Source organism: Megasphaera sp. MJR8396C (genome assembly GCF_001546855.1).
Lineage (GTDB): Bacteria > Bacillota > Negativicutes > Veillonellales > Megasphaeraceae > Megasphaera.
On record NZ_KQ958192.1, the window covers coordinates 1 to 15653 of the forward strand.

Annotated in this window: 11 protein-coding genes and 1 pseudogene; 2 read left to right on the forward strand and 10 right to left on the reverse strand. The window is 50.2% G+C overall.

Going from position 1 to position 15653, the window contains the following annotated elements; translation table 11 throughout:
- Positions 1-100: 100 nt before the first annotated feature.
- The 8 genes and pseudogenes from gyrA to HMPREF3201_RS06865 all read right to left on the reverse strand — a co-directional run bounded on the left by gyrA (position 101) and on the right by HMPREF3201_RS06865 (position 11701).
- Complete coding sequence (gene gyrA / locus HMPREF3201_RS06835) at positions 101-2581, reverse strand: DNA gyrase subunit A (protein ID WP_062412348.1); 2481 nt, start codon at positions 2579-2581, stop codon at positions 101-103.
- A 201-nt stretch (positions 2582-2782) separates the two neighbouring features.
- Positions 2783-4126 (reverse strand): acetyl-CoA hydrolase/transferase family protein, encoded by a 1344-nt coding sequence (locus tag HMPREF3201_RS06840; RefSeq protein ID WP_062412349.1) that lies wholly within the window; start codon positions 4124-4126, stop codon positions 2783-2785.
- A gap of 246 nt (positions 4127-4372) precedes the next feature.
- A complete protein-coding gene (gene fusA / locus HMPREF3201_RS06845) occupies positions 4373-6439 on the reverse strand; it encodes an elongation factor G (RefSeq protein WP_062412350.1) in 2067 nt (688 codons plus the stop codon).
- 171 nt (positions 6440-6610) lie between these two features.
- On the reverse strand, positions 6611-7837 hold the full coding sequence (locus tag HMPREF3201_RS06850; RefSeq protein ID WP_062412351.1) for an FprA family A-type flavoprotein: 1227 nt from the start codon (positions 7835-7837) through the stop codon (positions 6611-6613).
- 24 nt (positions 7838-7861) lie between these two features.
- Entirely contained in the window at positions 7862-8557 is a 696-nt protein-coding gene (locus tag HMPREF3201_RS12105; RefSeq protein WP_227163197.1) for an FAD-binding protein, read from the reverse strand.
- A 90-nt stretch (positions 8558-8647) separates the two neighbouring features.
- Positions 8648-9778, reverse strand: a pseudogene (locus tag HMPREF3201_RS12015) (acyl-CoA dehydrogenase); the annotation flags it as partial.
- Between the two features lie 31 nt (positions 9779-9809).
- Positions 9810-10217 (reverse strand): RrF2 family transcriptional regulator, encoded by a 408-nt coding sequence (locus HMPREF3201_RS06860; protein ID WP_044502840.1) that lies wholly within the window; start codon positions 10215-10217, stop codon positions 9810-9812.
- 299 nt (positions 10218-10516) lie between these two features.
- Positions 10517-11701 (reverse strand): M20 metallopeptidase family protein, encoded by a 1185-nt coding sequence (locus HMPREF3201_RS06865; RefSeq protein ID WP_062412352.1) that lies wholly within the window; start codon positions 11699-11701, stop codon positions 10517-10519.
- 207 nt (positions 11702-11908) lie between these two features.
- Between HMPREF3201_RS06865 and HMPREF3201_RS06870 the strand changes: the two genes are divergently transcribed.
- Entirely contained in the window at positions 11909-13276 is a 1368-nt protein-coding gene (locus HMPREF3201_RS06870) for an aminopeptidase (protein WP_062412353.1), read from the forward strand.
- 92 nt (positions 13277-13368) lie between these two features.
- Here HMPREF3201_RS06870 and HMPREF3201_RS06875 read toward each other — a convergent pair whose 3' ends face one another.
- A complete protein-coding gene (locus HMPREF3201_RS06875; RefSeq protein ID WP_062412354.1) occupies positions 13369-13920 on the reverse strand; it encodes a PadR family transcriptional regulator in 552 nt (183 codons plus the stop codon).
- Between the two features lie 197 nt (positions 13921-14117).
- On the opposite strand from HMPREF3201_RS06875, the gene HMPREF3201_RS06880 reads away from it, so the two are divergent.
- Positions 14118-14648 carry a phenolic acid decarboxylase gene (locus HMPREF3201_RS06880; protein WP_154254445.1) on the forward strand — a complete coding sequence of 177 codons (531 nt, stop codon included), beginning with the start codon at positions 14118-14120 and terminating at the stop codon, positions 14646-14648.
- 79 nt (positions 14649-14727) lie between these two features.
- Here HMPREF3201_RS06880 and rarD read toward each other — a convergent pair whose 3' ends face one another.
- Positions 14728-15618 (reverse strand): EamA family transporter RarD, encoded by an 891-nt coding sequence (rarD, locus tag HMPREF3201_RS06885; protein WP_062412356.1) that lies wholly within the window; start codon positions 15616-15618, stop codon positions 14728-14730.
- Positions 15619-15653 lie beyond the last annotated feature (35 nt).

Below are 15653 nucleotides of genomic sequence, written 5' to 3' on the forward strand. Positions count from 1 at the left end.
ACTCCCGTGTAAAGGAATTGTCAAGACTATCTATAGGTTTAATTTATAGATATAAAAAAGGCCGCCTGTAGAGGCGGCCTTTCAGTGATTCTTTATTCGACTATTCTTTAAACAGTTTCGTCTGTTCTTGTTCGTCGTCTTCGTCCGTTCCTTCGATAGCAATCGTATCGAGGGCTGCGACCTTGTCGTCGCCTTCCAGTTTTTGGATCTTGACGCCGGACGTGTTGCGTCCTTTCTTGATGCCAATGCTTTCAATGTCGGTCCGGATGACGATACCGTTCGACGTGATGAGCATCAGTTCCTGTCCTTCGTGGACGACTTCGACGCCGACGATGTCACCGGTCTTGGGAGTAATCTTAAAGTTCTTGATTCCCTTGCCGCCGCGAAGCTGGACTTTATAGGCATCGACGTTATTGCGCTTGCCAAAGCCTTCTTCACTGACCGTCAGAACCTGGCAGTCTTCGGCCAGGACGTCGGCTCCGATGACCATATCTCCGTCAGCCAGGGTAATGCCGCGGACGCCGCGCGTATTGCGGCCCATAGGACGGACATCGTTTTCATTAAAGCAGATGGCCATGCCCAATTTCGTTGCCAAAATGATGGTCTGGTCGCCACTGGTCAAACGAACCTTAGCCAAGTGGTCGCCTTCCATGAGGGAAATGGCGATGAGGCCGTTGCGGCGAACGTTCTTAAATTCGTGAAGGGCCGTCTTCTTGACCAAGCCTTTTTCCGTTACCATGAAGAGGTTCATCGACGGGTCGACCTGATCGAGGTCGATGAGGGCGTTGACCTTTTCACCGTTGGACAAGGGCAGGATGTTGATCGCTGCCATGCCCTTCGAGTTACGGCTGTTGGCTTCCGGAATTTCGTAGGACTTCAAGCGATAGACGCGGCCAAAGTTGGTAAAGAACAAGACCGTATTCCACGCCGACGTATAGAGCAGGTGGTTAACGGCGTCTTCGTCTTTCGTCCCCATTCCCTTGATACCGCGGCCGCCCTTATTCTGCGTATGGTATACATTGGCGTTGATGCGCTTCATGTATCCCCGACGGGTAAGGGTCAGGACCATGCGTTCATTGGGAATCATGTCTTCGATGGCAAAATCAGAAGAATCGGCCACGATTTCTGTACGACGTTTGTCGCCGAATTTCTTTTTCGCATCGAGGAGTTCCGTTTTAACGATTTCCATAACCTTATGTTCATCGGCCAAAACGCTGCGCAAGTAGGCAATGCGTTCTTCCAGTTCCTTATATTCTTCTTCGATTTTTTCGCGTTCGAGACCGGTCAGGCGGCGCAGACGCATATCGAGGATGGCAACAGCCTGTTTTTCGCTGAGGCCGAATCGGGTCATGAGGGACTGTTTTGCCACTTCGTCCGTTGCCGATTCACGAATGGTCTTAATGACTTCGTCGATGTGGTCGAGGGCGATGAGCAGACCTTCTAAGATATGGGCGCGGGCCAGTGCCTTGTCCAGTTCAAACTGGCTGCGGCGGGTGATAACGTTTTTCTGATGGTCTAAATAGTAGGTCAGAATCTGTTTCAACGTCAAAACTCGCGGATGGCCGTCGACGAGAGCCAGCATGATGACACCGAACGTTTCCTGGAGCTGGGTGTGTTTATACAGCTTGTTCAGGACGATATCGGGGTTGACGTCAGCACGAAGTTCGATGACGATGCGCATCCCCTTGCGGTCCGATTCATCGCGAAGCGCCGTGATGCCGTCGATTTCCTTATTGCGGGACAAATCGGCAATGGATTCAATGACCCGGGCCTTGTTGACCTGGTACGGGATTTCCGTAACGACGATGCGGTTCTTGCCCTTATTCATCGGTTCGATGGAAGCACAAGAACGCATCTTGATGCTGCCACGGCCCGTCGAATAGGCTTTGAGGATGCCGTCGCGGCCCATAATTTTAGCACCGGTCGGAAAATCAGGGCCTTTAACCTTGGTCATGATTTCTTCCAGGCTGGAATCGGGGTTATCGATAAGCTGAACGCAGCCGTCGACGACTTCGCTTAAATTATGGGGCGGAATGTTGGTCGCCATGCCAACAGCAATCCCTGCCGAGCCATTGACTAAGAGGTTCGGGATTTTTGACGGCAAGACCGTCGGTTCCTGTAAAGATCCGTCGTAGTTGGGCATGAAATCGACGGTTTCCTTGTCGATATCTTCCAGCATTTCTCCCGTAATCCGGGCCATACGAACTTCGGTATAACGCATGGCGGCCGCCGAGTCACCGTCGACAGAACCAAAGTTGCCATGGCCGTCGACCAGGGGATATCGCGTCGAAAAATCCTGGGCCAAGCGGACGGTCGCATCATAGACGGAGATGTCCCCGTGGGGGTGATACTTACCTAAAACTTCACCGACAATACGGGCCGATTTCTTATACGGTTTGTTCGGCGTCATGCCCGCTTCATGCATGGCGTAGAGAATTCGCCGGTGAACCGGCTTCAACCCGTCGCGTACATCCGGCAGGGCACGAGTGATGATGACGCTCATGGCATAGTCGATGTACGACGTCTGCATTTCACTTTCCAGACAAACCGGCACAATCTTATCTACTTGTTGTTCGTCCACAAATTTCACCTCATATACAAACTGAAAATAACTGCCGGCCGAAAGCGGTCCTGCAGTCCGAATCTGTTTTGCTATACTGCCCTTCAAAATGGGCGCATACCATTATATTATAGCAAAGTTTTATTATTTTTAATAGTCTTCCCCTAAGATTCAGCATGACAAAAGGCCGCCCAATCGGACGGCCTGTAAATTTAAAGACACTTATTTTTTATTGCTGTAACGCCAGATTTTCATTTTTTCAGCTTCTTTGATGAGGCCTTCCCGGAAATCAGGGTGAGCGATGCTGATCAGGCGTTCTGCCCGTTCCCACGTCGATGCCCCCATGAGGTTGACCATGCCGTATTCGGTAACAATGAAGTTGATCTGCGACCGCGGGTCGGTAATAGTCGTTCCCGGAGCCAGTGTCGGCAGGATGCGCGATTCATCGCGGCCGGTCTTCTTATTATGGAAGGTCGAGCGCAGGGCAATGATGCTCTTGCCGCCCGGCGAACGATAGGCACCGTCGGTAAAGTCAAGCTGTCCGCCGCTGCCGCTGATCTGCTGCGTGCCCGACGATTCGGAAGAAACCTGGCCGAAGAGATCGACTTCAATACAGTTATTAATGGAAATAAAGTTATCCATCTGGGCGATGGTAAAGGGGTCGTTGATGACATCGACCGGATACGCTGCCAAGTACGGGTTATCATCCATCCAGTCATAGAGTTCCTGCGTCCCCATGGCAAAGGACCAACTGACCTTATTGGGGCAGAAAGCCTTGCGGCGGTTGGTCAGCTGACCGTTCTTATGCATCAGATAGAAAGCGTCGACGAGCATTTCCGTGTGGACGCCCAAATCTTTCAAATCCGATTCGGCCAAGAGGGCGCCAATCGTATTCGGCAGGCTGCCGATGCCCAGCTGTAAGGTCGCCCCGTTAGGGACCTGTTCAACGATCATTTTGGCAATGGTAGCGTCGATATCATCACCCGTTGCAAAGGGAATTGTGGCTAAGGGATGATTGCCGTATTCAACGATGCCGTCGATGTCGCTGATATGAATGCATTCGCCGCGGCCGCCGAGGACGCGAGGCATGGCTTCATTGACTTCGACGATGACCTTTTTAGCCTTTTGAGTAATGGCTTCCGTTGCCGATACAGCCAGGCCAAAGTTGAAGAAACCGTGTTTATCCATAGGGCCGACCGTGATAAGCGCAACGTCAACATCGAGAAGGTCGCGATACATAGACGGTTTATTGCGGTAGCACATGGGGATGAAGTTCATCTGGCCGAGGGCACATTTTTTCCGGTCGTAGCCGCCCATATGCCAGTTCATCGCCGTAAAGGCTTTCCGTTCCGGATCCTGTTCAATGATCTGCCGCGGAGCGACGGAAAGACACATGCGAACTTTTACATCCTTCAGTTCATCGCGACGAGCCGCCAGAGCCTGGTCGAGAAGAACCGGCTGGGTCGTACCCATACCATAGTCTACCCAATCGCCGGATTTTACGACTTTTACAGCCTCTTCAGCGGTCATCAATTTTTGTTTGTACATATCTGTCCATTGGGACATAGAAATCACCCTTTCCACAGTATCTATACCGATTGCATAGTACGACGTTTTACGTTTACTTATAGTCATATTATACGCCGCCCCCGCCGAGGTTACAAGCGTTTAAGTAAAGTATTACATGCTAATTATGCATAGTTATTCTCTATTCCCATCCCCAATGGACTGCTTTATTCGCGCAAAAAAGCGCTGCCCGAAAGAAACTTTCAGGCAGCGCCGATTTTAACCTATGATCAGGCAGGTCGTTCGTTATTCGGCCTGTCTCTTTTCAATGATTTCATCCATGATTTTTTTCGGTACTTCTTCATAGGCATAGAATTCCATATTGAAGGTACCCTTGCCCTGGGTCATGGAACGAAGAACGGTTACATAATCCCGCATTTCAGCCAAGGGGACCTGCGCCTTTACGACGATGATGCCCTTGCGGTTGCGATGGTGTTCCATGCCGAGGATACGGCCGCGGCGGCTGCTGAAGTCGCCCATGACATCGCCCATATAATCTTCAGGGATGACGACGTCGACGTTGTAAATCGGTTCCAGGAGAATCGGTTTCGCTTCCGGTACGGCTTTCTTCAACGCCTGGCCGGCAGCGACTTTAAAGGCCATTTCCGAAGAGTCGACCGGATGGTACGAGCCGTCAGTCAGGGTAACTTTGACGTTGATCATCGGGAAGCCGGCGATAAGGCCTTTTTCCAAGGTTTCGCGGACGCCTTTTTCAACAGCCGGAATGTACTGTCTCGGTACGGCGCCGCCAAAAATCTTATCGACGAATTCGAAAGGTTCGCCCGTCGTAAGGGGTTCGATATCGAGGAATACGTGGCCGAACTGACCGTGACCACCGCTCTGTTTCTTATGTTTGCCTTCGGCCGTGGCTTTTTCCTTAATCGTTTCCCGATAGGGGATGTACAATTCTTCCTGTTTCGCTTTGACACCGTATTTCCGTTCAATCTTAATCAGGATATGATCGAGGTGGACGTCGCCCATGCAGCGAACGATGAGCTGTTTGCCTTCAACACTCTTGTCGATAGTGCACGTCGGATCTTCTTCGCTGATCCGAAGGAGGGCGTTCATCAATTTTTCTTCTTCACCCTTCTTTTCCGGAACGAGGGCTACCGTATGGAGCGGGTTGGGGAAACGAATGGGATCATAGGTTACCTGGAAGTCCGGGGCGGCAAAGGTATCGCCGGTCCGGGCATGAGCCAGTTTCGGCAGGACGACGATATCGCCGGCAATGGCGACGGGAACGGGAATCGGTTCCTTGCCAACCATGGTCAAAACTTTGCCCATCTTTTCGTCTTCGCCCTGGGTTACGTTATAGAGTCGGTCCCCTTCTTTCAGTTCGCCCGAGAAAATGCGGACATAGCTGAGTTTTCCGGCAAAGGGATCGACGACGGTTTTAAATACGAAAGCCGTAAAGGGTTTATTAGGATATACCATGACCGGTTCTTCCGTCTTCTTATCGGTACCCATCATGACCTTCTGGGATGCGTCCGGCATGTAGGTAATGATACGGCGCAAGAGTTCTGCCGTACCGATATGGTGGATGGCGCTGCCGCACATCAGCGGGCAAACGCGGCCCGTGAGCATACCTTGATAGAGGCCCTTGCGGAGTTCTTCGATCGTCAGTTCATCGCCGTTGAGGTATTTTTCCAGCAGTTCATCGTCGCCTTCCGCAGCGGCTTCCATGCACATTTCCCGTACTTCACGAGCCTTGGCCATGTATTCCGGCGGAACTTTAATTTCCGTGCATTGTCCATTATTCCATTCCCAGGCGACCATTTTGCAGACGTCGATAATCCCGCGGAAATCTTTGCCTTCACCGATTGGAATCTGAAGAGGCATGATGGATTTGCCAAATACGGCCCGCAGTTTTTCCAGGCAGCCAAAGAAGTCAGCGTGTTCCACGTCCATCTTATTGACATAGACCATGCGCGGCAGTTTCAGTTCGAGGCCGTAATCCCAGGCCCGTTCCGTATCCATTTCGACGCCCGATTCTGCCGATACGACCAGCAGAATGCCGTCACTGGCCCGAAGGGCTGCGCGAACTTCACCGCAAAATTCAGAATACCCCGGCGTATCGAGGAAATTCAGTTTATAGCCTTCCCATTCGCAAGGCGCAATACTGAGCTGAATCGTTACGTTTCGCTTAATTTCTTCCGGTTCATAATCCATAATGTGCTTGTTGTCTTTACCGACGCCAACGGCATCGACGGCGCCGCAGGCCAGCAGTAACGATTCAACAACCGCCGTTTTACCGGCGCCATCGTGCGAAAGTACAGCAACGTTGCGAATTTTATCACTTGTGTATTCTTTCATAAAACAATCGCCTCCTATGGAATCAGTTACTATTATATATTCGCTGTAAGGCAGGCAGATTCCTTTTTTCTCTTGCATTTTTTCGAAAATTATTATGCAAATTCTAAAAACATAAAAAAATTGGACCCGGATAGAATCCGAGCCCAATCTTAGGGAAGAGAAAGAGTATGATTATTTTACGTCAGTGTTGTTGATGCTTTCGACCAAAGCGTCGGCCAAGTGTTCCAATTCCACCGCTTTGTCGTCATGCATAGCCGAAGCCAGGGACAGGCGTTCGTTGAGGATCGTCATGTCAGCCAGGTTGTTGTCAATGAATTCCTGCATCAAATCGCCGGATTTAACAGCCCAAGAGCCGTTTTCAATCAAGGCAATCGTCCGTTTCTGTACGTGGAGGGCCTTCATGTGTTCGAGGAAGTCCAGCATGACCGGATAGATGCCCAGGTTGTACGTAACCGAAGCCAGTACCAAGTGAGAGAGCTTAAAGGTCTGGGAAATCAGTTCCGATACGTGAGTCGAGGAGACGTCGCAGACACGGATATTGGTAACGCCTTTTTCACAAAGCTTGGAGGCCAGGTTCTGTGCAGCTGCTTCCGTGTTGCCGTACATCGAAGAATAAGCGATGAGGACGCCTTTTTCTTCCGGTGTATACGTGCTCCAACGCTGATATTTGTCGAGCAGATAGGGGAAGTCATCTCTCCAGACCGGGCCGTGGAGCGGGCAAATGACTTTAATCTTATCCAAGACCTTCGCAGCCTTGCCTAAGAGGTGCTGTACGTGAGGGCCGTATTTGCCGACGATGTTGGTGTAATAACGGCGGGCTTCATCGAGCCAATCGCGGTCGAAGTTGACTTCATCGGCGAACAATTTGCCGTCAAGGGCGATGAAGGAACCAAAGGCGTCAGCCGAGAAGAGAATGCCGTCGGTAAGGTCGAGGGTTACCATGGCTTCCGGCCAGTGAACCATCGGAGCTTCTACGTAGGCGACGGTATGTTTGCCAAAGGTCGTCGTGTCGCCTTCCTTGACTTCGATCAATTCCTGGTTGTCGATCTTAAAGCCGAACTGGCGCATGAGCATGAAGGATTTTTCCGTGCTGATGATTTTAACATTCGGATAGCGGAGGACAATTTCTTCCATGCTGGCGCAGTGGTCCGGTTCCATATGGTTGATGACCATGTAGTCGAGGTCACGGCCGCCGAGGACGTGTTCTACGTTTTCTAAGAACTGACGGCACACAGACCAGTCAACCGTATCGAACAATACCGTCTTTTCGTCGAGCAAGAGGTAAGCATTATAGGAAACGCCCAAGGGAATGGGATGAATATTTTCAAACAAATGCAATCTGTGGTCATTGGCACCGACCCAAAAAACATCTTTCGTTACTTTGCGTACGCAATACATAATTTATCGACTCCTTTCGCCGCACTATTCTTGAATAAAATGACTCTTTTCTTCAGCGCATTCCGGGCAAACCCAATCATCAGGCAAGTCCTTAAACAAGGTTCCCGGTGCAATATCAGCTTCTTCATCACCTAATTCAGGAATATAGACATAGCCGCAGCCGTTGCAGACATACTTCGGTCCAATCGGTTCCGGTTTGGGAACGACCGGGCGTTTCATCTTAACCATCGGCGGAGCCGGTTTCTTATCTTCCAAGCCAAGTTCCTGCGCTAAGAGCGGCAGAATTTCCTGGACATCGCCGACAATACCATAGTCACAGTTCTTAAAGATCGGAGCATTGCCATTTTTATTGATGGCTACAATCGTCGAAGCATCTTTGATGCCTTTCAAATGCTGTTTCGCACCGGAAATGCCGCAGGCAATGTATAAGTTGCCCGTGAATTTCTGGCCGGACATGCCGACATAGCGATTGAGCGGTACATAGCGAAGGGTTTCAGCGACCGGACGGGACGAACCGATAGCAGCCCCGGCAGCCTTGGCCAAATCTTCGATGAGCTTCATGTTTTCTTTTTTCCCAATGCCCTTGCCAGCTGAGACAACACGTTCTGCCTCAACAATAGGCGTATCTGCTGCAATACCGACGGAGAAGTCGTATCCATCATGTCTGAGGGCGTCTGCGAGGGCTTTGACTTTGTCTTTTGCGCTTCCGTCTCGAAACAACTGGTTTTTACGGATGCCCGTAACAGGAGCCGGTTTTTTCGGAGCCGAGCTGCGGCTGGCGCCACCATCAGCCTTGCCGATTTTACCTAAGAGGTGAGCGGCAATGACGACGCGCTGGATTTCGTTAGTGCCTTCGTAGATCGTCGTGATTTTAGCATCGCGGTAAGCACGTTCAACATCCATCCCTTTGATGAAGCCGGAGCCGCCGAAGATCTGAAGGGCGTCGTTGGTGATTTCCATAGCCGCATCAGAAGCGTACATCTTAGCCATAGCAGCTTCCATGCTGTACGATTCGTGTTTTTCTTTCAATTCAGCTGCCGAGTAAATCAGGTAGCGGGAAGCACGAAGTTTCGTTGCCATATCGGCCAATTTAAAGGAGATACCCTGATGGATGCCGATAGGCTGACCGAACTGGATACGTTCTTTCGCGTAGTCAAGAGCACTTTCATAAGCGCCCTGAGCGATACCGAGAGCCTGAGCACCGATGCCGATACGGCCGCCGTCGAGGGTTGCCATAGCGATCTTAAAGCCCTGGCCTTCTTTGCCGAGCAGGTTTGCTTTCGGAACTTTGACGTCATTGAAAACCAGTTCTGCCGTCGTAGACGAGCGGATGCCCAGTTTATCATAGTGTTCGCCGAAGCTAAAGCCTTCCCAGCCTTTTTCTACGATGAAGGCCGAAATGCCTTTGGTGCCGATATCCGGCGTCGTAACAGCAAATACGACGTAAATATCAGCCTTCGGAGCGTTGGTGATGAAAATCTTGCCGCCGTTCAAGAGGTAGTAGTCGCCTTTGTCGACAGCCGTCGTTTCCGTACCGCCGGCGTCAGAACCTGCGTTTTCTTCGGTCAGGCCGAAGGCGCCAATTTTTTCACCTTTTGCTAAAGGAACCAAGTATTTTTTCTTCTGTTCTTCATTACCAAAGGCTGCAATCGGATAGGAGCCCAGCGAGGTGTGAGCCGACAGGATAACGCCGACACCGCCGTCAACGCGGGAAAATTCTTCAACAGCAATGGCATAGCTTGTAACATCGAGGCCGGCACCGCCGTATTCCTTAGGATACGGAAGACCCATCCAGCCATGTTTGCCCATAGCCTTTACGATTTCATCCGGAAATTCACTGTTCTGGTCCAGCGAAAAGGCGATCGGTTTTACTTCCGTTTCCGCGAATTTGCGAATCTCTTTTCGTAAGGCTTCATGTTCGGCAGTTGTTTGAAACAGCATATCATACTCCTCCTTTATGGATACAACTTAATTAACTATTTTTACCAATGATTTCCCACAGGCTTTTTGCACGCAGTTTTTGATTGATTTCTTCTTGGACGACACACAAGTTTAAATGGATTTTGCAAATCCCGTGTGTTCTGCGCCATTCACAATCATAAGACCCCTGCATGCACGCCGTTACATGGGCATCACCCTCCATAATCGTAATCAGATCATACAGGCTGACATTTTTTAAATCTTCGACTAAGTGACAACCACCTCCCGGTCCTCTGGATAGCTTAACAAGCCCAGCTTGAGATAGTTTCTTTAGAATTTTGTAAGTGAATGCTTGCGGAACTTGTTCATCTTCGGCCAGCGAACGCACACTATGCTGTTTTTCGTCCGTCAAGGCACGCAACATCCGCAACGCATAATCCGTTTGCCGATTCATAAACATAAAAAGCACTCCGTATTCGTAATTAGTATTTGTAATTCTTGCTTCTATCATATTTTTTTGGACAAAAAAAGTCAAGAGTTATGGGTATGCTAAAAAATTAAGATGTAGCCTATATCTATGAGTATTCCTAAAAGATTGAAACTTTATCACTGATAACCATTATTATTATTTCTTATCAGCCCATAGGTAACCGCACTCCCTCAAAAAATGAAAAAATAATTCTTTCCAAAAAAAGAAAGAATTATTCAAAAAAAGAGACCTCCTGTGATTTTAAATCATAGAAGGCCTTCTTCAAAAAATTATGCGGTTTTTGCAAGTACCAACGATACCATGACTTCTACCCCGATGGGCAGACATTTTTCATCGACAGCAAAATGCGTATTGTGCAGCGGATAAACCGTATTCCCCTCCGGCGTCGCACCGAGCCAGAAGAAACCGCCGTCAAAATGCTGCAGGTAACCCGAAAAATCTTCCGCCGTCATAGCCGGTTCCCGGACGTCGGCTAATCCCTCACTGCCCAGGCACTGACGGACGACGCCGGCAATAAAGTCGGCCTGACTCGGCGTATTGCGGACGGCGGCGTAGCCCCGTTCATAAGAAAGGGTGCTTTCCGTGCCGTACATGGCGTCGATCCCCTTTAGCGTATCCTTTAAATACGTTTCGACAGCATCCTGGGCCTCTTCATGGTAAGTCCGACAAGTGCCTTCGATTTCCACCGTATCGGCGACGACGTTATACCGCGTGCCTCCCGTGATTTTACCAAAGGTCAAGACGGCCGGATACAGCGGATTGACGCGGCGGCTGATAATGGTCTGAGCTGCCGTCAGGAACTGAGCGCCGGCGACGATAGTATCGATGCCCTTATGAGGCATGGCCGCGTGGCTGGCCTTGCCATTCATGACGATGCGAATATGATCGGAGGCTGCCATCATCGGTCCCGGCAAGACGCCAATCGTACCGCTGGGCAACGTCGGCCAGACGTGAAGGCCATAGACAGCATCGATCCCGTCGAGTGCCCCCGATGCAATCAATCCCTTGGCACCGCCGACAGGTGATTTTTCTTCAGACGGCTGGCAAATAAAGACGACAGTCCCCGAAATGTCGTCTTTCATCCGGCTCAACACCTCGGCGGCACCTAAGAGGATGCTCATATGACCGTCATGGCCGCAGGCATGCATCTTGCCGGTAGTTTTGGAAGCAAAGGGCAGCCCCGTTTCCTCCGTCATAGGCAAGGCATCCATATCGGCCCGCAAGGCGATGACCGGGCCCGGCTTTCCCCCTTGTAAGCGCCCCAGTACTGCCGTCGTGCCGGCCACATGTTCCGTGACCTCCACCCCAAAGGACCGAAGTTTCTCGGCCATAAAGGCCGACGTCTTTACTTCTTCACCGGATAGCTCTGGATTTTCATGAATATGACGCCGCATGGCAATAATATCCGGTGCAACCTCGTATACTAACTGCTTTATACCCCTCTTATCCATCATCATAAATCCCCCTATTTATGAATTATTATTTATAAAATATGGTTAATAATACTACTATTTTTATAATAATGCAAGTATTATTTTTATTTTATTCACCATTATTCATAAAAAAATAAGCGGAAGGGCGAAAGATGCGTCCCGGCCCCGCGACAAAGAGCACCATTTTGGAGTATAATAGACAATAATAATTCTAAAGGAGGATCACTCATGAAAGCATTTGATACAGAAAACAGTGCCTGGTCTCGCTTTTCAGAAGAACAGCGTTACCAGATGGAATCCTATAGCAGCAAATACCGTCAATTTCTCGATACAGCCCGTACCGAACGACTGGCCAATAAAGAAATACTCCGTCAAGCCGTCGAAGCCGGTTTCAAGCCCCTCAGCGAGTACTCCAGCCTCAAGGCCGGCGACAAAGTATACTGGGACCAAAAGGGCAAATCGGTCATCTTAGCCGTCATCGGCTCTGATCCGATTGAAGCAGGCCTCAAGATCGTAGGCTCGCACATCGACTGCCCCCGTCTCGACGTCAAGGCCATCCCGGTCATCGAGCAGGACAAAATCGTTTACTTAAAAACCCATTACTACGGCGGCGTCCTCAAATACCAGTGGGTCTGCATGCCCTTGTCCCTCATCGGCGTCGTCTATAAAGCGGACGGAACGCGAGTCGACGTCTCTATCGGCGAAGATCCCAACGATCCGGTCCTCTTCATCAATGACCTCCTGCCCCATCTCGGTAAGGATCAGGCTGCCAAAAAATTGAGCGAAGCCATCAGCGGCGAAATGCTCATGCCCCTCGTCGGCATTCACACGGAAGAAAAAGAAACCAAGCCGGCTATCTTGTCGCTGCTCAAAGAAAAATACGACATCGAAGAAGAAGACTTCACCAGTGCTGAACTGGAAATCATCCCTGCCGTCAAGAGCCGCGACGTCGGCCTCGACCGTTCGATGATCATGTCTCACGGCCACGATGACCGCGTCTGCTCCTACGCCAACCTGGCGGCCATCCTCGACGCCAAAGCCGGTGAAAAGACGCAGGTCGCCCTCTTTGCCGATAAAGAAGAAATCGGCTCCGTCGGCAATACAGGGGTCCAGTCGTCGTACTTCCCGGACTTCATTGCCGAACTCCTGGCCCTTCAAAACCACCCGGAAGAAATCTGGCTGCGCCGGACGATGCGCAACAGCGAAGTCTTATCGGCTGACGTTTCGGCAGCCTTCGACCCGGTCTTTGCCGATGCCTATGAAAAACAAAACTCGGCCCAATTAGGCTACGGCATCTGCCTGTGCAAATACACCGGCGCCCGCGGAAAAGGCGGCAGCAACGATGCTAATGCCGAATTCATGTCCAAGATCCGCCGCATCTTCAACGAAAACGATGTCCCCTGGCAGGTCGGCGAACTCGGTAAAGTCGACCAGGGCGGCGGCGGAACCATCGCCTACATCATGGCCGACTGGGGCTGCGACGTCGTCGACTGCGGCGTCGCCATGCACAGCATGCACGCTCCCTTAGAAATCGTCGCCAAAGCTGATGCGTACAGTGGCTATTTGGCCTATAAAGCCTTCTTTGAAAGCAAATAATCCAAAAGACACTTAGATAAAATAAACGTCCCCTTGAAAGTCAGACTGAACATCTGATTTCAAGGGGACGTTTTTTCGTTACTACCCCACATTTATGGTTTCCCCGGCAGGCGCTTCTCCGCCTCATGGAGCCAGACTAACAAATCTTTTTCACGACGAATGGCCCGTTCTAAAATCAAGGCGTGGCCAAAGTGGCCGTCATCCCTGTCCTTACCGGCAAATAACACCTGCCAGCGAGACTGCAAATAGTCGAGTTTTTCTTCATGGCGCAGAATTTCCTCGCGAAACAAGGTCACCAGCAATGGATCTTGTGCCGAATCCATAAAATAGACCTTCATGGCAAATTCATCCCGCGTTGGCGGCAGGGCATTCAACGATTCCGACAACCATTGATTAAATACAGTTCTCCCGGAATCGGTAATGGTGTACTTCTTCTTAGTCAGTTTACTGCCTACAATCTCTTCATGACCGCTGATGAGCCGGTCCTGTTCCATTCGGCTGAGTTCCGGATAAATCTGACTATGGTTCGAGTACCAAAAATCACCGATTTCTCCTTCGAAGGCTTTTTTTATGTCATAGCCCGCCATGGGAGCTTTGGACAATAAGCCTAAAATCACGTATCGCAGTGTATTCTTTTGAGCCACGACAACTCACCCCTCTTTCAACATGCTGACTCCGACAATCTATAAACCAGGTACGCCTACAAAGACTTGACTTTTTCTACTATTAAGTATACCATATACCATGTAAGTTAACATGTATTTATTTACATGTTATTATTTATCCATTAACTATAAATCCATATAATCCGAAAAGATTCACCATAGAGGAGGATATCACCATGGAATTCAAAGAGTTAGACGATTTTTTAGGCACCCATTTTATCTACACCTACGATAACGGCTGGGAATATGAATGGTACGCCAAAAACGACCACACCGTCGATTACCGCATTCACGGCGGCATGGTCGCCGGCCGTTGGGTAACGGACCAGCCCGCCGATATCGTCAAATTGACGGACGGCGTCTTTAAAGTCACTTGGACCGAACCGACCGGAACCGATGTCGCCCTTGATTTTATGCCCAATGAAAAGAAAATGCACGGGACGATTTTCTTCCCGAAGTGGGTCGAAGAACATCCGGAAATCACGGTTTGCTACCAAAATGAACATCTCGATGTTATGCACGAATCCCGTGAAAAATACGCGACCTACCCCAAATTATTGGTGCCGGAATTCGCTAACATTACCTACATCGGTAAAGCCGGTCAAAACAACGAAGATGTCATTGCCGAAGCCCCCTACAAAGGTATGACTGACGACATCCGTGCCGGTCGCTATTTCGATAAAGCGTATAAACGCATCAAGAAATAACCCTCAAAAAATACGATAAACCACAAAGAGGCTGCGCCTAAGATGTAGATAAAATCTGCATGGGGCACAGCCTCTTTTGTTATGTAGTCGTTTGACGAAGACGATGAATGGTCTGATAGATGCCGTACATATAGAGGGCCACGGCTACCCAGGCAAAGCAGAAGGTCAGCAGCAGCGGTTCCGTAATGACCTCACCGGACAAGACCCCGATGATCAAGGTGATACTCGGAGAGAAGTACATTAAAATGCCGCCCGTCGTAATGGGAATCCCTTTGACCCCTGCCGAAAAGAGCATCATCGGTACAGCCGTAACGACGCCTGTCGCCGGCAGGAGCAGCCATTGCCAGCCGCTGAAGACGCCAATCGCACCGACACCGTTGGCCTCACTGAAGGCGATGAAGGCCAAGGCCAGGGGGACCATCGAAAAAGATTCGATAAAGACCGATACCTGACTGTCGAGGACGACCTTCTTTTTAATCATGCTGTACGTCGCCCAAGTCAGGCAGATGATAAAGGACAGCCAGGGAACGACGCCGTAGATGAAAAAGGCCAGGGCCAATCCAAGGCCTGCCACGACAACGGAAAGCCTCTGTACGGGCCGCAGTTTCTCCCGAAAGAGGATGCTTCCAAAGAATACGAGGACGATGGGATTGATAAAATAGGCCAGACTTGCTTGCAGAATGAAGCCCCGCGTCGTCGCATAAATGTAAGAACCCCAATTAAGAGTAATAAAGATACAGGCGCCGGCAATATACGGCCACTGCCAACGTTCCTTGGCAACGCCCTTCAGCCCCGGCAGGAGATGTTTTTGAAGAATCAAGAAAAAACAAAGGACAGAAGCCCAAATGATTCGCGATGACAGCGTATACAGCGGCGGCAGCTCGCGCAGGAGCAGCCAAAAGGCCGGAAGTACGCCCCAAATGACCTGACTGAGGATAAAATAAAAATAGTAGATTTTCGTTCCTTTCATGGCACACCTTCTCCCTGACAAAATGATTACACAAC